Annotated in this window: 25 protein-coding genes and 1 pseudogene; 17 read left to right on the top strand and 9 right to left on the bottom strand. The window is 55.6% G+C overall.

Annotation, left to right across the window (positions count from 1 at the left end):
* The first annotated feature begins 291 nt into the window (after positions 1–291).
* The 5 genes from tehA (at position 292) to AXG89_RS29380 (ending at position 6,089) form a co-directional block, all read left to right on the top strand.
* Complete coding sequence (gene tehA / locus AXG89_RS29400; protein WP_062174181.1) at positions 292–1,311, top strand: dicarboxylate transporter/tellurite-resistance protein TehA; 1,020 nt, start codon at positions 292–294, stop codon at positions 1,309–1,311.
* Between the two features lie 206 nt (positions 1,312–1,517).
* Complete coding sequence (locus tag AXG89_RS29395) at positions 1,518–2,405, top strand: oxidoreductase (RefSeq protein ID WP_062173285.1); 888 nt, start codon at positions 1,518–1,520, stop codon at positions 2,403–2,405.
* The gene (locus AXG89_RS29390; RefSeq protein ID WP_062173287.1) at positions 2,406–3,449 is read left to right on the top strand and encodes an AraC family transcriptional regulator; all 1,044 of its coding nucleotides are present in this window, start codon (positions 2,406–2,408) and stop codon (positions 3,447–3,449) included.
* Between the two features lie 228 nt (positions 3,450–3,677).
* A complete protein-coding gene (locus AXG89_RS29385; RefSeq protein ID WP_062173289.1) occupies positions 3,678–4,793 on the top strand; it encodes an NADH:flavin oxidoreductase in 1,116 nt (371 codons plus the stop codon).
* Positions 4,794–5,048: 255 nt separating this feature from the next.
* Complete coding sequence (locus AXG89_RS29380) at positions 5,049–6,089, top strand: alpha/beta fold hydrolase (protein WP_062173291.1); 1,041 nt, start codon at positions 5,049–5,051, stop codon at positions 6,087–6,089.
* A gap of 520 nt (positions 6,090–6,609) precedes the next feature.
* On the opposite strand, the gene AXG89_RS29375 is transcribed toward AXG89_RS29380, so the two are convergent.
* Together AXG89_RS29375 and AXG89_RS29370 are read right to left on the bottom strand one after the other, a co-directional pair.
* Complete coding sequence (locus AXG89_RS29375; RefSeq protein ID WP_236873543.1) at positions 6,610–7,977, bottom strand: MFS transporter; 1,368 nt, start codon at positions 7,975–7,977, stop codon at positions 6,610–6,612.
* Positions 7,978–8,401: 424 nt separating this feature from the next.
* On the bottom strand, positions 8,402–9,574 hold the full coding sequence (locus AXG89_RS29370) for a CaiB/BaiF CoA transferase family protein (RefSeq protein ID WP_062173295.1): 1,173 nt from the start codon (positions 9,572–9,574) through the stop codon (positions 8,402–8,404).
* A gap of 198 nt (positions 9,575–9,772) precedes the next feature.
* On the opposite strand from AXG89_RS29370, the gene AXG89_RS29365 reads away from it, so the two are divergent.
* The 11 genes from AXG89_RS29365 to AXG89_RS43620 all read left to right on the top strand — a co-directional run bounded on the left by AXG89_RS29365 (position 9,773) and on the right by AXG89_RS43620 (position 18,821).
* Entirely contained in the window at positions 9,773–10,693 is a 921-nt protein-coding gene (locus tag AXG89_RS29365; protein WP_062173297.1) for a LysR family transcriptional regulator, read from the top strand.
* A 349-nt stretch (positions 10,694–11,042) separates the two neighbouring features.
* On the top strand, positions 11,043–11,972 hold the full coding sequence (locus tag AXG89_RS29355) for a LysR substrate-binding domain-containing protein (protein WP_062173301.1): 930 nt from the start codon (positions 11,043–11,045) through the stop codon (positions 11,970–11,972).
* Between the two features lie 121 nt (positions 11,973–12,093).
* Positions 12,094–12,927 carry an aldolase/citrate lyase family protein gene (locus AXG89_RS29350; RefSeq protein WP_062174074.1) on the top strand — a complete coding sequence of 278 codons (834 nt, stop codon included), beginning with the start codon at positions 12,094–12,096 and terminating at the stop codon, positions 12,925–12,927.
* Positions 12,928–12,955: 28 nt separating this feature from the next.
* Complete coding sequence (gene ripB, locus AXG89_RS29345; RefSeq protein WP_062173303.1) at positions 12,956–13,483, top strand: (R)-specific enoyl-CoA hydratase RipB/Ich; 528 nt, start codon at positions 12,956–12,958, stop codon at positions 13,481–13,483.
* A 50-nt stretch (positions 13,484–13,533) separates the two neighbouring features.
* Complete coding sequence (locus AXG89_RS29340; protein ID WP_062173305.1) at positions 13,534–14,865, top strand: acetyl-CoA hydrolase/transferase family protein; 1,332 nt, start codon at positions 13,534–13,536, stop codon at positions 14,863–14,865.
* Between the two features lie 2 nt (positions 14,866–14,867).
* On the top strand, positions 14,868–16,598 hold the full coding sequence (poxB, locus tag AXG89_RS29335; protein WP_442861756.1) for a ubiquinone-dependent pyruvate dehydrogenase: 1,731 nt from the start codon (positions 14,868–14,870) through the stop codon (positions 16,596–16,598).
* Positions 16,599–16,647: 49 nt separating this feature from the next.
* A complete protein-coding gene (locus AXG89_RS29330; RefSeq protein WP_062173309.1) occupies positions 16,648–17,076 on the top strand; it encodes an ester cyclase in 429 nt (142 codons plus the stop codon).
* A 539-nt stretch (positions 17,077–17,615) separates the two neighbouring features.
* On the top strand, positions 17,616–18,200 hold the full coding sequence (locus AXG89_RS44095) for an FAD-dependent oxidoreductase (RefSeq protein ID WP_250645753.1): 585 nt from the start codon (positions 17,616–17,618) through the stop codon (positions 18,198–18,200).
* Positions 18,124–18,282 (top strand): FAD-dependent oxidoreductase, encoded by a 159-nt coding sequence (locus tag AXG89_RS44090; protein ID WP_250645752.1) that lies wholly within the window; start codon positions 18,124–18,126, stop codon positions 18,280–18,282. Before AXG89_RS44095 ends, AXG89_RS44090 begins: the two co-directional genes overlap by 77 nt.
* A 15-nt stretch (positions 18,283–18,297) precedes the next feature.
* Positions 18,298–18,471 (top strand): hypothetical protein, encoded by a 174-nt coding sequence (locus AXG89_RS43625; RefSeq protein WP_236873546.1) that lies wholly within the window; start codon positions 18,298–18,300, stop codon positions 18,469–18,471.
* A complete protein-coding gene (locus AXG89_RS43620; RefSeq protein ID WP_069638436.1) occupies positions 18,468–18,821 on the top strand; it encodes a hypothetical protein in 354 nt (117 codons plus the stop codon). The genes AXG89_RS43625 and AXG89_RS43620 overlap by 4 nt, the downstream gene beginning before the upstream one ends.
* Before the next feature lie 235 nt (positions 18,822–19,056).
* Here AXG89_RS43620 and AXG89_RS29320 read toward each other — a convergent pair whose 3' ends face one another.
* From AXG89_RS29320 to AXG89_RS29295, 7 genes and pseudogenes are all read right to left on the bottom strand, one after another.
* On the bottom strand, positions 19,057–19,701 hold the full coding sequence (locus AXG89_RS29320) for a hypothetical protein (protein ID WP_062173311.1): 645 nt from the start codon (positions 19,699–19,701) through the stop codon (positions 19,057–19,059).
* 125 nt (positions 19,702–19,826) lie between these two features.
* On the bottom strand, positions 19,827–20,063 hold the full coding sequence (locus AXG89_RS44975; RefSeq protein WP_442861769.1) for a hypothetical protein: 237 nt from the start codon (positions 20,061–20,063) through the stop codon (positions 19,827–19,829).
* Between the two features lie 153 nt (positions 20,064–20,216).
* Positions 20,217–20,639: a DUF302 domain-containing protein gene (locus AXG89_RS29310; RefSeq protein WP_062174075.1), complete on the bottom strand. Its 423-nt coding sequence runs from the start codon at positions 20,637–20,639 to the stop codon at positions 20,217–20,219.
* 165 nt (positions 20,640–20,804) lie between these two features.
* Positions 20,805–21,620, bottom strand: a complete 816-nt coding sequence (locus AXG89_RS29305; protein ID WP_062173313.1) for a TlpA family protein disulfide reductase — start codon at positions 21,618–21,620, stop codon at positions 20,805–20,807.
* Between the two features lie 521 nt (positions 21,621–22,141).
* Positions 22,142–22,245 (bottom strand): annotated as a pseudogene (gene tnpB / locus AXG89_RS43615) (IS66 family insertion sequence element accessory protein TnpB); the annotation flags it as partial.
* A 133-nt stretch (positions 22,246–22,378) separates the two neighbouring features.
* Entirely contained in the window at positions 22,379–22,591 is a 213-nt protein-coding gene (locus tag AXG89_RS29300; protein WP_062173315.1) for a hypothetical protein, read from the bottom strand.
* 673 nt (positions 22,592–23,264) lie between these two features.
* The gene (locus tag AXG89_RS29295; RefSeq protein WP_236873547.1) at positions 23,265–24,353 is read right to left on the bottom strand and encodes a DMT family transporter; all 1,089 of its coding nucleotides are present in this window, start codon (positions 24,351–24,353) and stop codon (positions 23,265–23,267) included.
* A gap of 608 nt (positions 24,354–24,961) precedes the next feature.
* Between AXG89_RS29295 and AXG89_RS29290 the strand changes: the two genes are divergently transcribed.
* Positions 24,962–25,432 carry an SH3-like domain-containing protein gene (locus AXG89_RS29290; RefSeq protein WP_082771592.1) on the top strand — a complete coding sequence of 157 codons (471 nt, stop codon included), beginning with the start codon at positions 24,962–24,964 and terminating at the stop codon, positions 25,430–25,432.
* Positions 25,433–25,440 lie beyond the last annotated feature (8 nt).

Below are 25,440 nucleotides of genomic sequence, written 5' to 3'. Positions count from 1 at the left end.
TTGCACTACTCGCTCGGGGCGGGATGCACGGATAATTGCTCGTATCGGCGCTGCTGTGGACCGCCGCGCTTTTAAGAAGAAACATGATGCTGAGCCTTGTCAAGTATCGACCCGAGCACTGTTTGTCTACCCAGGCTGGCCAACGAATATATTATTTTCAAGGTCAATATAGACCGGCCGTTCAGCGCCTGGGCACGGCGGGGAGAAACTTAACGACTTACCTGCTTTAATGTCTTCGCGGTCCACTCCGGCGGATCAGGTGATGAAAACAAATACTGTTGGAGCTGAGAGATGAGCGAAGATCGCGTCCAAATGCCGGTGGCTTTCTTCGGCATAGTGGTAGGCGTACTGGCAAGCGCAAACGCCTGGGACGTCGCTGTCCGTGTCTGGCGATTACCCGCTGACTTTGCGGTGGCACTGAGCGCGATTGGTATTGCGCTTTGGTTGTTTGCATTGGCACGCTACAGTTACAAGTGGCTACGCCATACGCGCGAGGCTCGCTCCGAGCTCCTCAATCCGGTGCAGTCTTCATTCGCCGCGTTGGTGCCGGTCTCGAGTTTGCTGGCGTCAATGGCACTACTGCCATATGGGCGGACGATCGCCGCCGTCATCTTCGCAATGGCAGTGGTGGCGCAGGTGGTACTTGGAATTTATTTACATGGGAAATTGTGGCAAGGAAGCCGTCGGGCAGCGCTCATAACGCCAGCGATCTATCTGCCGACCGTCGCCCCGAATTTCGTTACGGCGACTGCTGCGGCCGCTTTTGGGCTACCCCAAGTAGGAATGCTGTTTTTCGGCGTTGGCTTGTTTTTCTGGATCGCAATCGAATCCCTCGTGCTTCACCGCGCTATGGCTTACGACTCTTTGCCCGACGCTCTTCGACCTACCCTCGGTATTCAGATCGCCCCGGCCGCGGTTGGGGGTGTCGCTTACATGAGTTTAACCAGTGGCGTTCCTGACATATTCGCGCACATGCTGATGGGTTACGGGCTTTACCAAGCGCTGCTGCTTGTGCGTCTGCTTCCGTGGATTCGCGGCCGAGCGTTCACGGCGTCTTATTGGTCTTTCAGTTTTGGCGTTGCGGCGTTGCCTACGCTTGCAATGCGACTGGTCGAGCGAGGTTCTACCGGCGTGATTGAATGGCTCGCAGAAGTGCTCTTTGTCGCTGCAAACCTGATTGTCGGTGCTCTGATGGTGATGACACTGAAGCTCTTGACTCGTGGCAGGTTGATGTCTAGCCCTGCATCACCGAGTCAGATTTTAAGGGAAAAGACATCAGCACAGCTGGCGCGCGACGCGCGCAGTTACTAAAAGCAAAATGCACTGCGTTGTTCAGACAATTGCGTTGTCCTGGTTCGTGATGTTAGCCATAGAGGATGTTGACCGTCCGCCGTTCGAGCGAAGAATGATCTGATGACAAGTTGGCGCGATTAGATTAGAGGTCTCTTCATAACACTCCTAAGATCTGTTCATCGCATCCACCTCGGCTGCAGGGTTCAACTCAAAGGAGTTATCGCATGTCTTCAGTTTGGCTCATTACTGGAAGTTCACGTGGCCTCGGCCGTGCATTGGCAGAAGCGGTTCTCGCCGCAGGTCATCGGCTCGTTGCCACCGCGCGAAAGCCGTCAGATCTTGCGGAACTTGTCGAAAAATACGGCGACAGCGTGCGTGCTGTGTCGTTGGATGTTACCGATTCGGTTTCGGCTCGGGCAGCGGTAAAGGAAGCCGTGGATGCTTTCGGTCGGCTCGATGTGTTGGTCAATAACGCCGGATACGGCAATGTCGCGTCGATCGAAGAGGGTGATGAAGACGACTTCCGCGCTCAGATTGAGACGAACTTCTTCGGCGTGGCAAATGTCACGCGCGCTGCGATTCCCGTCATGCGGGCACAGCAGGCGGGTCATATCCTGCAGATCTCATCTATCGGCGGTCGTGCCGGCTCACCGGGTCTTTCGGCTTACCAGTCAGCAAAGTGGGCGGTAGAGGGTTTCTCTGAAGTGTTGGCGAAAGAGGTCAAACCGCTTGGGATCAAAGTCACGATCGTGGAGCCTGGTGGCTTCCGTACAGATTGGGCCGGCTCGTCAATGTCGGTTGTGCAACCAGGAGAGGCGTATCGGGAGTCCATCGGTGCCTTTCTAGCCTTCCGTGAACTGGTCAAGCCGATAGGGGACCCGAAAAAGGCCGCGCTTGCGATCTTGAAGATCGCGGGTATTGACGAGCCGCCTTTGCGACTGTTGTTAGGAACGGATGCAGTCATGATCGCAAGCATGGTGAATAAGGCTCAAGCCGCAGGAGACGCGCAGTGGAACGACCTAAGTCTCTCGACCGACGCTGACGACGCGGATATCGAGTCGCTCGTATCGTTGCTTAAAAAAATTGGCTCGACTGAAGAGAAGGCGGCCTAAATGACACCGACACCCAATGTGCGCGTTCAATCCGAAACCGTGCCTATAAGCGTAGCGCTTCTAACGCGCCTGGACGCCATTGGGGTCAATGTTGTTCGTGTGCTCGAAAGGGCCGGCGTGCCGCGGCCGACAACGTCGATAGGCACGCTGCACCTTGATACACGGCTGTTTTTTGCTGTATGGTCAGCCATTGGTGAGGTTGCCGGAGACGAAGAAATCGGCATCCGTATCGGTAGCCATGCGTTTGATGGCAAACTTGATCTAGCGTCAACGTGCGCGCTTCATTCAAAGGACCTGGCAGACGCGTTCAAGAAGCTCTCGCGCTACAAACGTCTCACGTGTCCGGAGGACGTCCGGGTCGACGTGACAGGTGGCGAAGCTGCCGTTACGTTTCATTGGCTTCTTGCAGACGCTTTCGCGCCGGATTTGCTTGTCGACGCCATTTTTGCGTCCACCGTCAAGTTGGCAGGGAGGGCTTCAGGTGGTGCAATCGCTCCTAAGCGGATCGAGCTGGCTCGCCGGACCAAGCGTCAAGCGCAACTCGCACGGCATTTCAAATGCGACATACGTTTCGATGCGCCTATAGATGCGCTCATCTTCTCATCGGCTGATATGAGGACACCTTTTATTACGCACGATGAACGCATGGTTCACGAACTTGTACCGGGCCTAGACGCGGAGCTCGCATCCGTTTCTAAAAATCAAACGTTCGATGGTCAGGTGGACGCGGCGCTTCTTCGCGGAATGCGCGGACAACGTCCGAGTGTTGAAACGCTTGCTGCTGAACTCTCGATCAGCCCGCGAACGCTGCAACGGCGACTCACTCAAAATGGGACCCACTATCAAGAACGGCTTGATGGGATCAGGCAGCGCGTTGCCCATCGGTTGCTGGAAAATACCAATCTTGATCTGGGCGAGATAGCCTGGTTCCTAGGCTTCGAAGAGCTGAATTCGTTTTCTCGCATATTCAATCAATGGGAGGGAGTCACGCCTAACCGCTGGCGTGCGCTGAAAACTAGCGCCCCGTCCACGATTTCTCTATAAGACTACCGAGAACGGATGGTAGTGAATGCTCGTCCTAAACGACTTTTGTTTCGCCAAGTGGACTCAAATTATCGCAGTTGTGACGGGAACCGTTCCATCGTTGGGACATCTCGTTCAAAAAACAAAATGTGTATTTATTTGATTCAAGAAACGAATGGACATAAACTCCTGGACGCCCCCAATCCTCTCCTAATTCAATTTGCCGTTTGCGTCAGCGAACCGAATATTATGAAACCATTTTCGCCATTATTCCAACCCTTTAAACTTAAAAGCCTGACAACCAACAATAGGGTGGTTATGGCACCAATGACGCGTCGAAAAAGTCCTGGTGGGATTCCGGGCGCCGACGTCGCGGCGTACTATCGCCGGCGCGCGGAAGGCGGCGTTGGATTAATTATTACAGAGGGTACGACGATAGACCGTCCCGCGGCGTCAAATCATTCCAGTATCCCAAATCTGCACGATTCGGCGAGCATCGAAGGTTGGCGCGAAGTGGTCAGGCAGGTTCATGAGGCGGGAGGAAAGATCGCACCACAGCTATGGCATCTTGGACTGATGCGCGAAGCGGGTGCCGGTCCGCATCCCGACGCAATCAGCGAAGGTCCTTCTGCTGTAAGCGGCGCAGGCAAGCCAATGAACGATGAAGACTTGCAAGACACAGTCTTGGCATTTTCGAAGGCTGCGAGAACGGCCAAAGACATTGGTTTCGACGCCGTCGAGGTCCATGGCGCACACGGTTACCTGATCGATCAATTTTTTTGGGAAAAGACTAACCGCCGCGAAGATCAATACGGCGCGAGTGTCAAAAATCGAGGGCGGCTGGCGGCAGAAATCATTAAAGCTATTCGAAGGGAGGTCGGTTCCGAGTTCGTCATTTCCTTTCGTCTATCGCAATGGCGGGTTCAAGACTACGACAGCAGATTGGCGGCTACAGCTGTCGAGTTGGAAGAATGGCTCGGACCCTTGGCGGACGCGGGTGTTGACCTGTTGCACGCATCGACCCGCCGATTCTGGGAACCTGAGTTTGCGGGATCGGATCTTAACCTCGCGGGATGGATAAAAAAGCTCAGCGGGCTTCCGACTATTACCGTCGGTTCAGTCGGTCTCGATGGTCCCGACTTCCTCGATACGTTGTTCAATTCCAAAACCGGCGATAGTCACTCGCATCGTTCAAACCTCGCGAGTCTAGAGGCGCTGAGCGAAAGACTGCTGCATAAGGAGTTCGACCTGGTCGCAGTCGGCCGCGCATTAGCAAATGACCCGCAGTGGCTAGCAAAGATTCGGGAAGAGCGGTCTAGTGAGCTCCGTCCATTCTCCGCGGCGGCGCTAGACACACTGAGCTGATGTTGCATGATCCGCACCTTTCACAAGTCGGAGAAGTTACGGCCCTTTCCTTCGATTGATCATTGAAGGAAAGGGCGCCCAATTAGTTGAAGTTCAGCATGACAGCCCACCGCCCAGATGATCCGCCCATAGATATATAGAACGGGTCATCTTGGGTGCGACATCGTGAGCCGTCAAATATCCTCCGCATTTCGCCGCACGAGATCCTTCGGTTCCTGTGTATGGCTCATTACGTCTTTACATAAAGAGGTAGCTATGAAAAAAACCCACATGCAGAACGAGATTCTTCCCAATCTTTCTCTTCGAAGGACGCTTGTCGCAGTTGGAATTGGCTTGATTGGCGCTATTGCGCCGGTTTTATCCACCGCAGATGAATCTGGCTCAACTGGCGCCGGGAAGCAAGACCGCAGGACGTCAAATGGAAGCAGCAAGACAACATACGGTACCCAGACAGTTGGGGATGTCGAGGTATTTTATCGAGAAGCCGGTCCGAAGGACGCGCCCGTTATTTTACTTCTGCACGGGTTCCCAACAGCAAGTCACCTGTTCCGTGACCTGATGCTCGAACTGTCGAAGCGATATCGGCTAATTGCTCCAGACCTCCCTGGCTTTGGCAACACCAAAGCACCGCCGCGCGGCGAGTTCAATTACACATTCGATAATTTGGCAAAGGTTATCGACGGATTTACAGTTGCACTGGGGCTAAAAAAATACGCGATCTACGCGTTCGATTACGGCGCGCCGACCGGCTTCAGGCTTGCGATGGCGCATCCGGAGCGCGTGACAGCGATAATCAGTCAAAATGGAAATGCTTACATCGAAGGCCTGAGCGACACATGGGGCGACTGGCAAACCTATTGGCGCGCCCCGACGCCCGCAAATCGAGAGGCTTGCCGCGGCTCGCTTTCAGCTGACACGATCAAGAATTTTCAATACCTGCGCGGAGCCGACCCGTCGTTGATGTCACCCGACGGTTACACCTTAGACATCGCCTACATGGGGCGTCCGGGCGCAGAGGAGATCCAGCTCGATTTGATACTTGACTATCGTAGTAACGTCGCCCTCTATCCAAGCTTCCAGAAATACTTTCGAACCCATCGGCCGCCGCTCCTTGCGGTTTGGGGGAAAAATGATCCCTCGTTCATTCCGCCAGGCGCGACGGCTTATAAGCGGGACATTCCCGATGCCGAGGTGCATTTTCTTGACACAGGACACTTCGCACTCGAAACGCACAGCCCCGAGATCGCCGCAATGATCGACTACTTCTTGACGAGGAAGCTCCCGGCAAGCGTATGAGTCGTAGCCGAAGCCATGCGCGCGATTTCGGATGGCGGCCTAATTTGGATCATTGCCGGCAAGGAAGAGACATCCAGAACAGGAAAAAGACAGCGCCGCTAGCGACAGTCGCAAGCATGGAACCTCTAGATGCCCCCCATACGGCCAACGTGGCGAATGCCGCAGACCTAACTACAGAACAAAAAACATTATATAAAAACAGATTTTTGTCCAAGGCTTACACCTATCTAGTGAATGCGGGCTAGCGGCTCATCTATCGAGGACCATGTGAATATCCCTTGCTTTTGAATTGGTCACTTTGGACGCGGATTGGTGCTCACGACTCTGTTGCGTTTTGCTATGGCGCAGGCGTGGGACCTTTGAATGCCATTGGCGGCATGCAAGCGTTGTCCCTTTGTTGCCGATGCGAACCACGTCTTCCAAGATAGGGTCTGTATTGATTTCTTGGAAAAGCGATCTGGTCGATCGCTAGGGAGAACGAGAAACGATTCCGTCAAGTGCTGCTGACTCGTAAGCTTACCTACACATTCGTGCGCAGTCCATCCGGAACGGCAGCGGGTTTCGGCCGCCCAAGGAAGAAGGATGCGCAAATGCTGACAAGGGACATAGCGGCAAGATAAGCCGCAACGGCGTATCCCGAGTGGAACGTCTGGAACAACCACAGAGAGACCAACGGCGCCGGGCCTCCCGCGATAATAGATGCTCCTTGATATCCCAGCGATGCTCCGCTGTAACGAATATGAGCGGGGAATGACTCAGCTATGTAGGCGGCCTGCGAGCCGTATAGTGCCGCGTGGATGACCATTACGAAGACGGTGCCTCCAATCACTGCGAGCGGCAGCCGCGTGTTGAGTAATGCGAAGTAGGGAAATGCGAACAACATCATGCAGATCGCGGCTGACATGTAAGTCCGCCGACGGCCAATGCGGTCGGCGACATAACCGAAGAACGGTAACGCGAAGCAAGCGACCAGGGCGGCGATTAATACGGCGTTCAGCATAAGGTCCCGACCGAGCGCCAGATGCTTTGATCCGTACAGCACCGCAAACGTAGTGAGCGTGTAAAAAGCGGCCTGCTCACCCGGACGGATGAGCGCCGAGAGGAGAATGGCGCGCCACTCGGTGCGAATTGCTTCCCCGAGCGGACTCTTCGTGCGATCGGCCGACCTGTTGGCTTCGATGAAGTCGCGCGTTTCGGGAACGCCGACGCGAATAAGCAGTCCGAACATCAGCAGCACCGCACTCGCAATGAAGGGGAGCCGCCAGCCGTTTTCCAGCAGCGCTGAACCGGCCAGATGACTGCAGGCGCTCCAGACAAGGACTGAGATCACGAGGCCGAGCGGAACGCCGACGTTCGGCAACGATGCCATGAAACTCCGCCGCTTTCCATGATGTGATTCCATCGAAAGCAGAACGGCACCCCCCCATTCGCCTCCGACCCCGATGCCTTGCAGGAAGCGAAGCCCAATCAACAGCCATCCTGCAGCAGGTCCGACCACTTTTTCTGTCGGCAAACAACCGACTAGCACCGTGGCGACGCCCATCAGCGTAAGGGTGGCGACAAGAGTGGATTTACGGCCGACTCGATCACCCAGATGGCCGAAGAGCGCGCCTCCTAATGGACGTGATAAAAAGCCTACAAAAATTGTAGCGAATGACTCCATCAGGCCATCGGATCCGCCGTATGAGAAAAACAGAGAAGGAAATACGAGCGCTGCAGCAGTACCGTAAATAAAAAAGTCGTACCATTCGATGGTCGTACCGATGACACTGGCGATTGCCGCGCGTCGTTGTACGCGCTTTGAGGCAGATAAGCTCTCAATCGTGTCGTCAAGCAGCGCAGATTGGCTTGGGTTCATGTTTTGTCTCCTGATATTCAACGTAACCATCGTGTATCGCTTGGTGCGATGTCGCTCAGAATTTCGCCTCCGCACGCTACGAAAGCGCGCGGCTGCGCAATCTGACCCATTGCACAAGCTGGTCGCCGTCTGACGCGGCGTTGATCGTGTTCTCTTGCTGGAGTGGGCGGGTTGAACGCCTAGGTCGAGAAATGGGTAAGCGGCCGTCCTTAACGTGCGACGGGTGCCAGGAAGCCGCTGCGACCTGGGTGTACGTCGCGACTGAGGGCCAGCGGCGTTCGCCTGTCGAGCAAACAAAGCCAGCGCCAAAGTGGCGGTCGTAGTGGTATGCCGCCCTTGAAATCCGACTGAGGATGACCGAGTGCGGCGACCATCAAGCGCGCACGGTGCGACGACAGTAAGTCGCCATCGGCAACTGATCTGCCGATCCGTCCGTGCAAGTGATCGAATTAACTCATGACATTGCTTTGGTTTTTAGCACTGCGAATTCGGCGCGGAGGGCCTCGCTATGCTCCCCGATGGCCGGCGCGCGGGCGAACCGTTGCTCATCCCATGGCGCACGCACGGGCGGGGCAATCATTTGAATTTCCGAGTCGTCAACGGACATAGGCCAGGTGCGAAGTGCAGGGTGTTCGGACATTCCCCGGACCGAACGTACCTGACCATATGCAGTGTTGGACGACGACAGGCGCTCCAGTGTTTCGCTCAAGTCAAGGCTCGCGAAGGTATCTGCAATTAAGCGGTCCAGCGCATCGCGGTTTCGAACCCTTTCGGTATTCGATGCAAAGCGCCGATCCAACGCAGTCTCGGGCTGCTGCAGGAATGCTTCGCAAAAGCGCTGCCACTCCCGCTCGTTCTGAATGCTGATAACGATGTCATGCCCGTCGCGGGTGGAAAACGACCCGTACGGTGCGATCGATGGATGCTTTAGTCCCTGGCGGGTCGGCGCCCCATCGCCATAAACTTCATGCAGATAGGGAATCGTCATCCAGTCTGCCGCACCATCAAACAGGGACACCGATACGCCCGAGCCGCGGCCGGTACGCTCGCGTAGCGCAAGTGCGGAAAGCACGGCGATGGCGGCGTTCATGCCCGCACCGATGTCGCAGATGGACACGCCGATACGGCCGCAAGCCTCCGGGGAGCCACTGATACTTGCGAGGCCGCTCTCGCACTGGACCAGCAGGTCATATGCCTTTTGGCCGCTGGCGTCGTTATCGTTGCCGTAGCCGGTAATGTCGCAGGTAATAAGGCGTGGATACCGCTTACGGAGCGAGGCGCTGTCAAAGCCAGCGCGTGAGAGTGCCCCGGGCGCGAGGTTTTGCACAAACACGTCTGCGTTGGTCAAGATACGGTGCAAAAGCTCCGCGTCGTCGGGCTGTTTAAAATCCATCACGAGCGACTCTTTGCCACGGTTCGTCCAGACAAAGTAAGACGAGGTTCCTTTCGCAGCTTGGTCGTAACCACGCGCAAAATCGCCTTCGGCACGCTCGATTTTAATCACGCGTGCGCCCATCTCTGCAAGCCGCCCTGTGCAGAGGGGTGCAGCCAGCGCCTGTTCAATCGACACTACGACCAAGCCCGCAAATGGCTTAGCCAGCAGAGCTTCGTTTTCGATGACGCGCATTGTTGTCTCCAGAGTCTGTCGATGTACTGAATCGAGTATCGATAAATTAAGGTTCCGGATACAGCGAGCTTTTTCGAACGTTGCGTTCGCGAATGACGAAATGACGCGATGCAACAATAAAAAAGCGCCATTCAAGTGCCTTTTATTTGAAGGCCTCAGTTGCGATACACTTTGCAAAATTCGACGTGGCCGAACGGTATGCCCTACGATCTGACAGATTTAAAGGTCTTTCTCGCGGTCGCTGAAGAAGGCAACGTTTCGCGCGGAGCCGAACGGTGTCACCTTGCACCGTCATCAGTGAGCTTGCGGATAAGAAATCTGGAAAATGCGGTGGGTGTGCCGTTGCTTACGCGTCAGGCCCGCGGAGTGAGCCTAACGGGCGCCGGCCATGTTTTGATGGAGCATGCGCGGCGGTGTCTGGCGCAACTTGAGCAAATGCGGGCTGACCTACTTCCCTTTGCGCAGGGCCTGACTGGCCACGTGACGGTTTTTGCCAACAACAATGCGATCAGTTCCCATCTGCCGCACGACCTTGCCCGGTTCTTCGCGCTGCATCCGAGCGTGCGGATAACAATGGAGGAGCGTCTGAGCCACGATATCGTTGTAGCCGTCGCGGCCGGCCGCGCCGACCTTGGTGTAGTAGCGCTTGAGACGGGGTATCCGAATCTGGACTTTCTTCCTTATCGCGAGGATCAGCTCGTCCTACTTACGCCGATCGACCATTCGCTCGAGCTGAACACAACGGCGAGTTTCGCGGAGTGCCTCGGACAACCGTTTATTAGTCTGCAGTCAGGCGCTGCACTGCACACGTTCCTAATGAGTCATGCCACGGCGCTTGGCGGCCGCCTCGACGTCCGGGTGCAGGTTTCAGGCTATCGGGCGATCGCGCGTCTGGTCTCCTCCGGGGCCGGCATTGGCATCGTGCCGCGCTCGGCTATCGAACCATCAGACCAAGGGCAGCTTGCCGTGGTGGACTTGATCGAGCCTTGGTCTAAACGAGACCTTCGCGTATGCGTGCAGCGACATCCTAATGAGAAGAACGTCTTTCGGGATAAGTTGATCGAAGTCTTATGTAGCGGTGCTGACGGTTCACGTACGCCGGCTACACATGCGCACTGACGGGAACTGCGGTGGTCAAGGTCCGGGTAGGCCTATCCTGGCACACGAGATTACCGTAGCCCCGATCGTGTTGCGGTCCGCATCGCACGTAAAATCTAATTGGATCCGTCTTGGTGATTTCGCGCAGATTGCAATCGCTTGGCCGCTTTTCGAAACCACCACGCGACGCCTGCTCGACAAGGGGGCGTTTGCGGGATGCGTCGAGAGCCCCTCGCATCGCTTACATGTTGTTACTGCGTGGAAAATGAGCGGATTTGCAAGACAGAAGCACGTGTTGCATTGCGAGTTGACGACGCTCGTGCGGCACTGACGCGTGCCGCTGCATGTAACCCTGTTCAGGAGGCTCTAGATGCGCTTCGATGTCGCGGATTTACGCTTGTTCGTCGCTGTCGCCGAGGCGGGGAGTATCACGCATGGCGCTACGCGCGCCAATCTCGCCCTAGGCTCAGCAAGCGGGCGAATCAAACAGATGGAAGAGGCGGTCGGCGTGCCCCTTCTTTTGCGCGAGCGCCTGGGAGTTACACCAACCGACGCCGGCCGTACGCTGCTGCGCCATGCGCGAGTGACGCTCGCATCGATGCAACGCCTGACCGACGATCTTGGTCAGTTCGCGCACGGACTCAAAGGTACCGTGCGGCTGCTGGCAAACACCAATGCGCTCATTGAGTTCTTACCCACGCCAGTGAGCCAGTTCCTCGCCGACAATCCAAATGTCAACATAGAGGTCGAAGAGCGCCTGAGCCATGAAATCGTCGAAGCGTTAATGGACGGCGTGGCGGATATAGGAATCGTCGCGTCGACCGCGAATATGAGCGGGTTGCAGGCATTCCCGTTCGCGTCAGATCGGCTTTGTGCAGTAGTTCCTGCATCAGCAAGTGCGTTCGACGGTATGCGGGATATCGCGTTTGAACAGCTGATCCAACACGATTTCGTGGGCTACGGCGCCGATGCATCTATCCAGATCTACCTGGAGGGTCACGCTCGGCTGCTGCATAAGCGGATCCGCCAAAGAATTCAGTTACGAAGCTTCGACACTATTTGTCGGCTGGTCGAAAATGGGGTGGGCGTCTCTGTTGTGCCTGAATCCACCGCTCGCCGTTGCAAACGCACCATGAGCATCCGGACGCTGCGTCTGCGCGACGAATGGGCGGTGCGCGAGATGCGTGTATGCGTCAGCGAACGTGATGCGCTTCCTACGTTTGCGCGAAAGCTTCTCGATCATTTGACCAAACAAGGCAACGGTTTGAAGGCGCACAAGCCAGCTTCTCTTGGTGAGTAGATGGTCCTCTTGGCCAGCCTTCTACATTTCCGAAGGCTGACACCAAAAATGCCGCATTGTCGGCGCAGTGCATGACGAAGAAAATCAGGGCATCGAATCACTCAACAAGGTGCCCAACGTCATGCCGAATCATTCTGTTGTTCGCCAGCGCAGTTGGCTTTTTACGCCAGGAACCCAGCCCGACCGGCTGCTGAGCGCTGCAAAAAGTCACACCGACATATCGATCTTTGATCTTGAAGATTCTGTTTCGCCCGCCGACAAACGTACGGCACGAAACAATCTGCGCGCGCTGCTCAACGCGCCTGCCGACGAATCATTTCCTGCCTTTGCCGTTCGGATCAATTCAACCGCAACGCGGTTTGGACTGGATGATCTTGCCACGCTACTTGATAGCTCCCGCATGCCGCAATTCATCTTGTTGCCAAAGATTGAATCGGAAGAGCAAGTGGTACAGATCGCGGCTCTTTTAGCGGAAGCAAACCGCTCTGCCGCGCTCGTTCCTTTGATCGAATCGGCGCGAGGCTTGTCTGCCGTTAGTGCGATTGCGCAGGCTGCACCAAGCGTGACCGCATTGATGTTCGGCGCAGCAGATTTCGCATCCGATGTCCGCGCTCAGCCTGAAGCGCTCGCGCTGCAGGTGGCTCGTGTCCGGATCGCGGCGGCATGCGCGCAAGCCGGGATTAGCGCGATTGATGCGCCCTGTTTTGCCATCCACGATGTCGACCTGCTCAAGGCCGATTTAACGTTCGCCGTCACTAACGGCTTTCGAGGAAAGGCCGCGATCCATCCGTCGCATATTGAGTCTATCACCCGTGCGTTCACACCTTCCGGGGATCGCATTGCGTGGGCCAAGCGCGTGCTAGAAGCGAACGATCAGGGCGCGGCAGTCGTCGACGGTCGCATGGTAGACGAAGCTATTGCCCGAGAAGCGCGCGAAATACTTGCCGCCGCCTAAACACCCCACCCACTTAAGGAGAATCACCATGACCGCCAATATTTCCGCTTATCGCCAGATCGAGGCCAACCGTTTCCGCGAAACGTCGGGCCTGTACTTCGAGGATTTCGTGCCGGGAAATACCTATGAACACCGGCCCGGACGGACCATTACCGACGTCGACAACATCTGGAACACGCTGCTGACGATGAACACACAGCAAGTCCACTTCGACGCAGCGTACGCGGCGAAGACTGAATGGAAAAAGCTGCTCGTTGACAGCACGTTCACCCTTGCGCTGGTCACGGGCATGAGCGTACGTACAGTGAGCGCGAAGGTCGTTGCAAATCTGGGCTGGGACAAGGTCCGTGCAACGCATCCGGTCTTCGCTGGCGACACGCTGTACGCCGAATCGACGGTTATATCAAAGCGCGAATCGAAGAGCCGCCCAACGCAAGGCATCGTCACCGTCGAGACGAAAGGCATCAACCAGGAAGGGAAGGTCGTGATGACATTCGAACGCACCATGTTGGTCTACAAACGCGGCCAGTCGCCCGAAGCGGATGCTAACTACTGATCGATGCACCTTCAGGGGCCGATTGCCAACCACGAACACAGAGAAACATCATGAATATCAAACTGAACGTAGAAGAACTTTACAAGAGCAAACTCGCAACGCCAGCCCAGGCAATTTCGACGCTGCGCAGTGATTCGGCGATTGCCCTTGGCATGGCCATGTCGCAGCCGCCAGCACTGCTGGAAGCGCTGGGCGAACGCGCGGCAGCGGGCGATATTGACGCATTGAAAGTCTATTATTTCCACTCCGAAGAATTTTTGCGCAAGAGCCTGCTGCGCTACTCACTCATGGGTCGCATTCAGCCGCACTGCATGTTTATGGGTGCGCCAGAGCGTGAATTGATCAAGCTCGGAGTAGCGGACGGCGACCGGAAGGTAGTCTATTTCGTGCCGAATACATTTAGCCAATCTCCGCGACTTTTTGCGGACCATATTCCGATCGATACGATGCTCGTCATGGTTTCACCGATGGACGCGAACGGATATTTCACTTTCGGCACGAACAACGACTACACCAGCGGCGTCGCGCGCGCGGCGCGTCGGTTGATCGTCGAGGTCAATCCCAATATGCCGCGTGTGTTCGGGGACTCTCTGATCCACATCTCCGAAGTCGACGCCATTGTGGAATCCAATCATTCCATTCCCGAATTGAACCCCAAAGCACCGACGCAGGAAGACAAAGTGATCAGCGCCGCTATTGCTGAGCTCATCACCGACGGTGCCTGCCTCCAAATGGGTATTGGCGCGCTGCCCAACGCCGTGTGCAGCGCGCTTGCAAGCCACAAGCATCTTGGCATCCATACTGAGTTGCTCACGCCTGGCTTGGTCGACCTGATTCAGCGAGGCGCGGTTGACAATTCTCGCAAGACGCTCAATCGCGGTAAATCCGTGTTCACGTTCGCGATGGGCAACAAGGCAATGTATGACTTTATGAACGATAACCCGACTGTGGAAAGCTACCCTGTCAATTACGTCAACGACCCGCATGTGATTTCACAAAACGACAACGTCGTTTCGGTGAACTCGACCATCGAGATGGACCTGACGGGAGCGTGTAATTCCGAACATGTCAAAGGGCACCAGTACAGCGCCACCGGCGGTCAACTCGACTTTGTTCGGGGCGCATATGCATCGCGGGGCGGCAAGTCAATCATCGCGTTTCACTCAACCGTAGGTGCGAGCCATGTGTCGAAGATTGTTGCTCGCTTGAATGGTCCTGTCACGACGCCGCGCACTGATACGCATCTGGTCGTGACCGAATACGGCGTAGCCAATCTGAAAGGCTTGTCTTCGACCGAACGCGCCAAAGCGCTGATCCGGCTCGCTCATCCCGACGTTCGCGAAACTCTGAACGCGCAGGCCCGCGAACTGCACCTTCTTTGATATTGAGACACACCGTGAGCAATAATTTAGCTGACTACCTTACGAAGACACTCGAGGCAGCAGGTGTTACGAAAATCTGGGGCGTTACGGGTGACAGCCTGAACGGCCTGTCCGCCAGCCTCGAAAAAGTCGAATCGATTAGCTGGATGCACACTCGGCACGAAGAAAGTGCTGCGTTCGCCGCCGGAGCCGAAGCAGCGGTGACAGGGCGATTGGCGGTATGCGCAGGAAGTTGCGGCCCTGGGAATCTGCATCTTATCAACGGTCTTTTCGACTGCCACCGCAATCACGTTCCTGTACTCGCCATCGCCGCCCATATCCCATCCACCGAGATTGGGCTTGGCTATTTTCAAGAGACTCATCCTACAGAACTCTTTAAAGAATGCAGTCACTACGTCGAACTGGTAACCAGCGCCGACCAGTTCCCACGTGTACTCGAACGTGCAATGCGCACCGCGATCACCGAGCGGGGCGTGGCTGTGATTGTCTTGCCAGGAGACGTCGCCCTAGGCGACGCACCCTCTACGATGCCGACTTGGGTTGACGCAGATCCGCCCACTATTGTGCCAGCTGAATTCGATCTGAACCGTCTCGCGGATTTGCTAAATGATTCGAGCGCCGTGACCATGCTCTGCGGCAGCGGATGCGCGGACGCACACGATGAAATTGTTGCTTTTGCGGATACACTCGCCGCGCCCGTCGTGCACGCACTGCGCGGAAAGGAGTACGTAGAGCACGACAATCCATTCGACGTTGGTATGACGGGTTTCATCGGCTTCAGTTCTGGTTATCACGCCATGATGTCCTGCGAAACCTTGGTTATGCTGGGTACGGATTTCCCCTACCGGAATTTCTACCCGCCGAAAGCGAAGATCATCCAGATCGATATTCGCGGCAGTGCGCTCGGAAAGCGGACACCTCTTGCACTTGGGCTGGTAGGCGGTGTCCGTGAAACTATCGAGGCACTTTTGCCGCGGCTGACAGTGAAAAGCGATCGTCGGTTTCTCGAAAACGCTAAGAAGCACTATGCGGTAGCGCGCAAAGACCTAGACGAATACGCGCGTCCTTCGCCCCCGGGACGGCCGATCCATCCGCAATACCTAACCCGGCTGTTAGATGAAATTGCGGATAAAGACGCCATTTTTACGGCTGATGTCGGCACACCGACGCTCTGGGCGGCAAGATATCTCACAATGAACGGGTCAAGGAAGCTGATCGGATCGTTTAATCACGGTTCGATGGCCAATGCTATGCCCCAGGCACTGGGAGCGCAGGCGGCGCAACCTGAGCGGCAAGTGATCTCATTGTCGGGCGATGGTGGTTTGTCCATGTTGCTTGGTGATCTGCTGAGCGCCCGCCAGCTAAACTTGCCGATCAAGGTTGTCGTGTTTAACAACAGTTCATTAGGCTTCGTCGCGATGGAGATGAAGGCGGGCGGCTACCTTGATACCGGCACCGATCTAAGCGCCACCAATTTCGCAGCGATCGCGGAAGGCGCGGGAATCTACAGTATCCGCGTCGAAAAATCGGAAGATTTGCTGGACGCGTTGGAGCGGGCGCTGGCGCGTCCCGGTCCCGTTCTCGTCGACGTGGTCACAGCGAAACACGAGATCGCATTGCCCCCTAAGGTACAGTGGGCTCAGGCAAAGGGCTTTAGTTTGTACATGATTCGAGCGGTGCTGAACGGGCGAGCTGATGAAGTTGTCGAACTGGCGAACACGTACTTTCGCTAACTTCCCAAGCGAAGTTTGATGTTCATTTATCGTGCGCCTAGGAGCTAATATGGAACATCTGCACGAAATGCCCCACTCGCCGCAACGACGGCTTATCGTCGATTTTTACCGAGCGATCGCCGCGCACGATATTGAACTGTTGCGCACAGTTGTATCTCGCGATTGGCAATATATTCCTGCGATATCCGATGACCAGTTTGGCCCTGACCAGTTGATTCCGGCGTTTAAAAGGCTGGCGTTCGGGCTGCGCAAAATGAAGATTGATCTGCTCGATGTTCTCGTCAGCGACGACCGCGTCGCCGTTCGTGCCAGTGTTTCTGGAACGCAAACCGGTCCGATAATCGGCGTGGCGGCGACGTCAAAACCGATCAAGTTCGCTGTTCATGCCTTTCACGAAGTGAAAAACGGCAAAATCATGCGGACGTGGCATCTCGAGGATTGGCTCAGTGTGTTCCAACAAATCGGCAGGACGCCCTGACCTTTCTTACTAATTTGCTTTTAGATTGGGTGCCTGATTGTCGGACCATAGCGTAGGCGCTCGCTTAAGACACGATGGTCATTTTGAGAGGAGTAAGCAAAATATCGAGCGTCCCGCACAACGGCAGCGCGCTATTCGCCGTCTATAGTGCCTTAGACATTTACGCTAACGGAAATATCAAAAGGCGTCCGCGATATTCAACTAAGGAGATCACGATGTCCGCAACTACTTTCGAAAATTTGATTATGTTTTTTTAGGTGACGGGAAAGGCGGAAAATCGCTCGCCATGGAACTTTCAAAATTAGGAACGGTTGGCCGTCGTCGAAGAAGGAATGATCGGCGGATCGTCCATCAACATTGCATGTATCCCAGCAAAGGCGCTTATCCAGAGTGCGCGCCTGATGCACGCGGTTCGCTCGGCTGACGCCACTACGCACGGCACCGATGACAAGAAAGTCAACATGAAGAAGTGCATCGCCACGTTCGCGCCATCGTTGACGGATGGTCAACACTAACCAGAAAGCGTTCGATGCCGCTGGATTCGATCTGATCCTCGGTACAGGCAGTTCCATCGCGCCGCGTACCGTGCGCGTCGCTGTGGGGTAGGTGGCGAGCGAGTCGTCGAAGGAACGCACGTCTTTATCAATACTGGCACGTACGTCGCGATTCCCAATGTCCCAGGCCTGCGCGACGCTCAACCCATGACGCACGTTGAAGCACTTGCCCTCGAACATTTGCCTGAACATCTGATCGTTGTAGGTGGTGGCTACATTGGCTTGGAAATGGCGCAAGCATTCCGGCGCCTGGGCAGCAAAGTCACTGTACTGCAAGAAGCGGCCCGCGTTGCGATGCGAGAAGGCACCGACGTCACGGACGAAATCGAAGCGGCGTTTCGCGAGGAAGGCATCGATGTGCGAGTATCCGTGCAAATGACGCGTCAGCGGCCGCTCGGGGCAATTGTCAATGTTGACCTTGCCGATGGCACTCGTGTCAGTGGTACCGAGATTCTTTGCGACGGGCCGCATTTCGCGCACGCAGCGCATTGGGATGGACGCGGCAGGTGTCGAACTCGAGGCGCGTGGCTTCGTGAACGTGGACGAGCGACTCTCGACGTCAGCAGATAATACGTGGGCAATTGGCGAAGTCGCTGGCACACCGATGTTCACTCAAGCGTCGTTCGATGACTACCGCGTGCTAAAGTCGTAGCTCTCCGGTGGCACAGTGACGACCCGCAGCCGCGTCATCCCCTACGCGCTGTTCGTGGAACCGAAACTTGGCCGGATCGGCCCCAACGAAACTGATGCCGCGAGCCTGGGCATGGCGGTGCGTGTTGTCAAATTGCCGGTGGCGGGCATTCCGCGCGCGCCAACGAAGGCGATACGCACGGGTTCATGAAGGCGATCATAGCGGCGGACTCAGATCAAATTTTCGGCTTTACGATAGCAGGTTCGCAAGCCGGCGAGATTGTAACGACGGTTCAAATGGCAATGCTGGGCAAACTGCCGTACACCGCCGTACGCGACGCGATCATCTCGCATCCGACGCTTGGCCCTGACGGAAAACCGGATGGCTTCATAATGAAAGCAAGTTTTGAATCTGTCGCACAGCAATTTGGTGAGACGATAGTTCAAGCAGATCAACTTTTTCAAGCTCTTGGTGCAAACACGGACGGTCTCTTGTCGCATGACCAGTTTATGAACGGCATCGTCGGCGCCCTAAAAAATGCTGACAGCGCAATTTCGTAAACGATCATGACGTCGATGGACGTGGACGGCAATGGGATTGTGAGCGAGACGGAATATGTAAACTACGAAACAGCATTCATCGCTGCCGAAAAGCCAATCGTTAAAAGCTAAGCGAGTTTCCTTCGCCCACTCGGGATTTGGCTTCGAAGGCTCGAGGGAACTGGTTCGGTCGCGCACATTCCCTCGCCCCTGAGACGCGAAGAAGGTATTGGGTCCGAGATCTTGTTCGCTGCAATCAAGGCACGCGCGCGATCAACTGATGATGCGCGTCCCGGCCGATCCTGCCGCGCAGTTTCCCATGCGCAAGTCCATCCGAGTGATAGACAATCAGAATGGCATTCTCGTGCGTAAGTACTTTAGGAGCAGTGACCGTCACCCTAGCCGCACCGCTGGAATCGGCCTTAAACGTGTTCTTTATACCGGTGCCATCGAGTGGGCTGAAACCGATCGGCTGTTGATCGAAATGATTTTCAAACAAACTATAGCGCGGGCCCGGCACCAGTCCCGCTAGCTGTACCGCCACCGTTTCGCGACCATCTGAAAGCGGCGTGAGTCTTGCGGCTCCTCTCGCACCAAGCCACTGCCCCAAGTTCATATGCAAGGGTTTGCGGATAGCGGAGTAAACGGGTAGCACCGGCGAATCCGACACTCGCGCATTCCTAAGTCCGACGATATGGAAAATTCCTTGAGCGCCGACCGCAGCCGCTGCGTCGTTGTCGATAACGAATACTTGCGGATCGATCGCAACCGGCAAGCCGACCTCAGCAGAAAAAAACGCTGCGTGCGTCTCAAACGGAAGCTCCGTTGTCGACTGCGCATGTGTGCCGGTGGTCATGCCAAGAAAGCTCAGGGCGATCAAAACGCCTTTCAGACACTGCATGGATTGTTCTCTTTCCGTAACGTAGCTTCAATGTTATTCGCGACCCGCACCGTATCACTTGACCCGGACCGTTTGCAATAAAGCCAACTGCATGGCACAGCGATCGGCCTGGCGAGACCGTTCGCTTAACCACCGCGATAATCTTCGATCGCAGGAGATAGATGAGAATTGTCACATGAACGGGTCTTGTTCGATCCCGACTCGGATGTGCTTCCCGTGCTTTTGCCATAATCCGTTTCATGAGCCACGCTTGGCGGCCTATCCAAGTTTTCTTTCGTCGCGGCATTAGCCACTGTGTTGGCCCTGGAATCAGGATAGTGCACATCGCTGAGCGGAGAGAGTCCTGCCATTTCGGCCGCGATTAGTTCCGCTCGTACCTGTGGGCGTGAAATAGGTGAATGGTCGAAAGAGTGAATCCACTATACGGGCGGCATATAGCCCTGGATTAGGCGAGATCATCTCGTCTTAATGCTCTGCGTCTCATTCAACCCTTGGCCTTCGTTCATTACATGCAGTCAGTCTTGTCCGACAACCGTACGCAGCAACGCCGGAGTTTGCTTTAAGGCCGCATACACTTGCGGATCGATCGTATAGTCGCGGCCGAGTGCGATAGTGACATCCTGATAATCCACGTGCACGCCATGTTCGGCGTCTTCCCAGACCACCGCCTTCAACGGCAGTTCCAATGCAGCATGCGGATTAGCCGCCATGACTGGCGTTCCGGCCTTCGGGTTTCCGAAAAGGAAAACCCGCGTAGGTCTTAGCGACATTCCGGCGCCGGTCGCGGCGGCGCTTTGATCGATATCGGCGAAAAGCGTTACGCCTCGCGATGCTAGGGCAGCCTTGAGCCGCGACACGGTCGTCTGAAAGTCGTATTTGCTTTGTAAGGTAAGCACGGAGGACGGGTGTTCGCCAGCGGTTCCAGCATGTGCGGTCATGGCAGATGTCATACAGAAAGCTACAAAAAGAGCCCCGCAGTATGCACGCCGTGTGTAACTGCGAGAAAGTCGCGTGATGTGATCAGTCATTGTCCCGTCCTAAGCGAAGGTTCCGTCGTCTTATTGGTCCGTGCAGCAAGCGGCGCTTTGTAACGTCGCCTAAAGTTACTGAGCCCTCTTTGCTGCAATCCCAGGATAGAACCGCTCAACAGCCTCTGTGAACGTCGCGCGCGAAAACTGACCCAGATGCACCGATAACAATCGGCCTTTCGCGTCATAAAAAAGCGTAGTGGGATAGGCGTTCGCCGACACCGCCCTTGCAACTCCAAGTCCGGGATCGAGCAGCGCGTTGCAGATATGAATATTGTGAGACGTGAGGTAATCGGTTACTGCCTCGGGCTTTTCGCCCTGATTGACGAACACGATGTCGAGCCCCGAATTGCTCGCCTGCGCGTCGGCCAGAACTGGCAGCTCCGCCTGACAAGGCCGGCACCACGTTGCCCATAGATTCACAATCGTCGGTTTGCCGTCGCCTATGGTTAGTGGGCGAATAGAGCCGTCGACGTCGACAAGCGAGACAGCCGGAATGTTCTCGGGCAGCCTTGAAAAATCCATTGCTACCGTAGCGGTGCTCCAGACTAGAGCGCCGGTTACGACTGCCGCTGACAACGGCATGCGCACCGCACGGCGGCGCAAAAGGAACCAGGACACAACGCACGCCCCGGCGATCAGGCCCGGGATCGGATCGGATCCGCGATCGCGGAGGTCGAGGATCTTGAGTAGATCTTCTTTATAGGCGGGAAGGTAGCGCAGGGCGAACGACGCCCGCGCGACCACCAATCCGATGAAGACGCTGGTGAACAGGGCATTGTCCACGTGGGCACGGCCCCTTCCAAGAAACCGTCCAGCAAATAAAGAAATCACGACGCTAAAAAACAAAATTAGTGGTGGTACGGGTAGCGTAAAAAAGCCAAAGTTCATTTGGTACTGCCCGTTAGATGATGGATTGAGGAGCCTGCGCAGACGCCAATAAGTGCCCGTGCGAAGCCGAAAGTGTACGACGGACGGATTGCCGTGCTTATGCCGCATCGTCGCATTGGTATGCGCAATCGTCTCAAGATGCCTTGTCGATTGCCGTCCAGCCTTGCGAGACTTGACGTTTTAGCATTGCTAAGATGTTGCTGCGAGGTCGAGTGTTCCAATGGGGATGCGCTCGCGATGGTTTGCTGATGTAGCGGTTAGTCAGGGTCCGCTTGCCGATGCTTGCGACCCTGAGCCAGCGATCTCAATCTGCTGACCGCAGCCATCGTGCTTTGGAATACCATCCATCTGGAGCGAGCTACAAGTGCCTTGAGCGGTTGCCGCGCTCGATTCGGAAGCCGTCAGGGAAAGTGTACGTGCCATTAAGGAACGGCGGCCGCCTCGCTTCAAGGCTCGACAGGAAGCAGAGACCCGCTCAAGTTGTGGGCTTCTAATTAAAGGATTCACTATGTCACGAGTATCCCGCGCTTGCCGGAAAAGCGGAAGACGAACGGGTGACCACTGAACCGATCACGTCGAGAACACTTTGCACCATCGCTGCGAGGCTGTTGAAGCCCGCACGCATGTCGGTGACGCCCGCGACCAGCCACACACGTGTCCAGTTGGTGGTACCAGCGTCATTGACGCATCACACAAGTAAGCCAACGCGACGCGCAGCACGTCGAAATCAGGAGTGTCTTCGAGCGGACCCGAACCGCTTAGCGCTCCACCTTGATGGTTGGGTGCTGCGTTAACGACGGCGTGATCTGCGCGGGAGAAATGGAGAAATGATTCTGGCGCAGGCGACCGCGTCTTCGGTGGCGCAGGCGAACGTTGGCGTCACCACTCGCGACCATGTTCTTGTTCAGACCGTGTTCCTTAGCAACATCAGCGATCGAAAGTTCCGGGTCGTTAGCTTGCGCCAGCACCATCTCCCGGAATTCTTGTGTGTAGTTCCTTAAGCCGCGGCGGCGGACGCGGTGCGCTCACATGGAGCATGCAGATGCCGCGTCGCTATGAACAGACGGTGCTGCACACTCGCTTAATGCCAGCCTTCGGGCTCCAGAACATAACAAGCCGCCGTGATCTCAACAACGATCCGACGTTCGTCGCGGCGGAGTCCTGATCAACATCCGCGAATAGCGTTACTCCGTGCGAGGCTCGGGCTACCTTGAACCGCGACACTGTTTTCTGTATGTCGTATTTGCTTTGAAAGCGAAGCATGGAGCGAGGACGCTATGCCAAAATTTCAGCCTGTGCGGTCATAGCTAAGGTCATCCAATAGACGATTAGCACAGCTGCGATGTACGCGCGGCGTTTGGAACTGCAAGGAAGTCGCAAAAATAGCATAAGTCATTGTCCTGTCGTCGGTGGAGGTTTACCCCTGATGTTGGTATCCATAGCAACCGCCACCAAAACAGCCACGCCAAAACGATGAGTATTCTTTGCTGCTTCCAAGGATTAATTCATTCAACGCCTGGCTGTTAGACCGCGCCACTGGACGAGGCGCTCAAAGTGCACAAGAGGTGCCGTCAGCCACAGCGCCAAGACCAGCAACCCTCGGGAATCGCTGGTGCCTCGCTTGTGTTGCTTAAGAATTTCTTTTTAGGCGTTGCCCAATTTTTTTACTTGGACTCGTTGCTGCGGGAGGGCTTTGGCTTTTCCACGAGCAACGACAACGCCTGATACGGCCAGAACGAAACCGATGATCTGAACAAATGTTAATTTTTCCCCGAATATGAACCAAGCCTCGGCCGCGGCGAGTGCAGGTACCGCCAGCAACAACGTACTCATCTTGGCGGCTCCTTGAGATCGAACCATCCAAATCAGCAGCAATACAGCGCCGACCGAAAGTCCTACGACAGACCATATTAAACTAAACCAAACAATGGGCAAGTTATCCCATCGACCAAACGAACCAAAAAACATCCCAACTAGAGCAACCATTGCTCCGCCGACATTTTGGATGCTTCCGGATACGCGTACCCCGTCACTGGATAGTCTCCCACGCTGAATGATGGTTCCAGCTGTCATGCCGATTACAGCAGTTATTGCGGCGACGATATTAGAAACGCCAATATGACCATAGCCGTTATTGCTGAGCGCTGGAGCGAGCACACAAACGACGCCGGCAAAGGCCGTCGCCAGACCGGCCAACGTACGAGTCGGCGGTACCTCGCGGTCGATAAAGAAAAGCGCCGCCGCGGTTACCAACGGCTGCATGCTACCCATCAAAGACATTATTCCTGCCGGCATTCCACGGGCCACCGTCCAGTAAGCCGCGCATAGATAGACGCCGTGTAGCAGCGCACCGGCGCTCAGATGGAGTAGTAACTGCTTGGGAGATGGCCACTTTTCCTTCATCAGAAGGGCGATCCCACCGAGCAGACCCGCACTCAACATCATCCGAACGAACAAAAACGTGCCCAAGGACGCGTGCGACACAATTGCACGTGCAACGACAAGTCCCGTGGACCACATGAGGACGAATATGACTGGTCCAACGACGTTAAGCATATCGTACGAACTCCTGTTTGGCGCGCAGAAACGCTCACGCTGACCTTTGAGATTGCGGTGTAATGGACCCGAGTAGCGCGTCACAAATTGCTCGACAAAAAGTCCCCCGATGTAGGAGGTCATCGCAGAACGAATGTACGCACGTATGAAGCAGATGGGAATGCGGCGGCGAATCATCCGGCTGCTCGTTCCGCTCAATATGTTTATTCGACGCCAGCGTTGCTGTTATGCGCGCTGTGCGCGAGTCCACCTGTAACCGATCATGCGATCGAGTGCTGGCTTGTTGCATAGAACCGGAAAATGTCTCCGATAAGAGGATCGGACCGAAAGAGTTCGGCCGTCAAACCTTCGACCGGCGCTTAAATGCAAGATGGCGTGATAGTCCACCCCAGCCATGCCGTCCGGTCGTTCGTGTCCCGCCTAGCGATTGTCGGGCGAACGGCCGCGCCAGAACCGCCGATACATTTTTTTGTGTGCGTCCCCGGAAGAGTGCCACACGGTGATTTCTACCTTCCGTCGCGAAAGTGGCGTGATTCGATTGGAGTTTAAGCCGCAACAGTTCTAAAGTTCTTTCTATGGAATCGTCATGCGCAGCCCGGTTTAGTCGTACAGAGCCTTAAAAAGACAGCGGATATTCGAATGAGCTTCTTGAACATGAATTTGAGCCGGAACAGCAGTCCTAGTTAAGACGTCTACATGTAGTCTTCGGTCACGCAGGTCGACTTTGAATCTCGGTCAAGCTTTGAACTTGACATCGCTCCAAGCAGGACTAACAAAAGGCAGCTATGACAACACCTGGTTTCCCTCATTTGAGTCGCGCACAAGGTGCGTCATCGCAACAGACGCTTTCCCGGCGGTCATGGCTAAAGGCGTTAGCTGCTAGTGGCGCCGCCGTTGCGATGGGCTACAGTGCCTTTGCCTCGGCAAGAGCTCTTGAGCTACCCATTTCCGGAGTCGTCAACCGAGACGGGCGCGTTTCCCCCTTTAAAGTCGGCGATCAAGTCGCGGTTTCTATGCGCTATCCGATCGGGCACTACCGGACGCCTTTCTATCTTCGCGGCAAGCAGGGATTGGTCGTCCGGGTAGTCGACCAGCACGTCAATCCAGAGGAAGAGGCATTCGGGCGGAATGCAGGTAGCCCGCTTTGGGTTTATCAGGTCCGATTCTCTCAAAGGGATTTGTGGCCCGACTATACGGGCGCGAGCGAAGACCATCTCCAACTTGAAACTTTTGAAAACTGGCTTGAAAAGGCTTAGGAGCTAAA

It is taken from the genome of Burkholderia sp. PAMC 26561, assembly GCF_001557535.2.
Lineage (GTDB): Bacteria > Pseudomonadota > Gammaproteobacteria > Burkholderiales > Burkholderiaceae > Caballeronia.
Note: the sequence above shows the minus strand (reverse complement) of the source record. Positions and strands in the feature narration are given on the sequence as shown.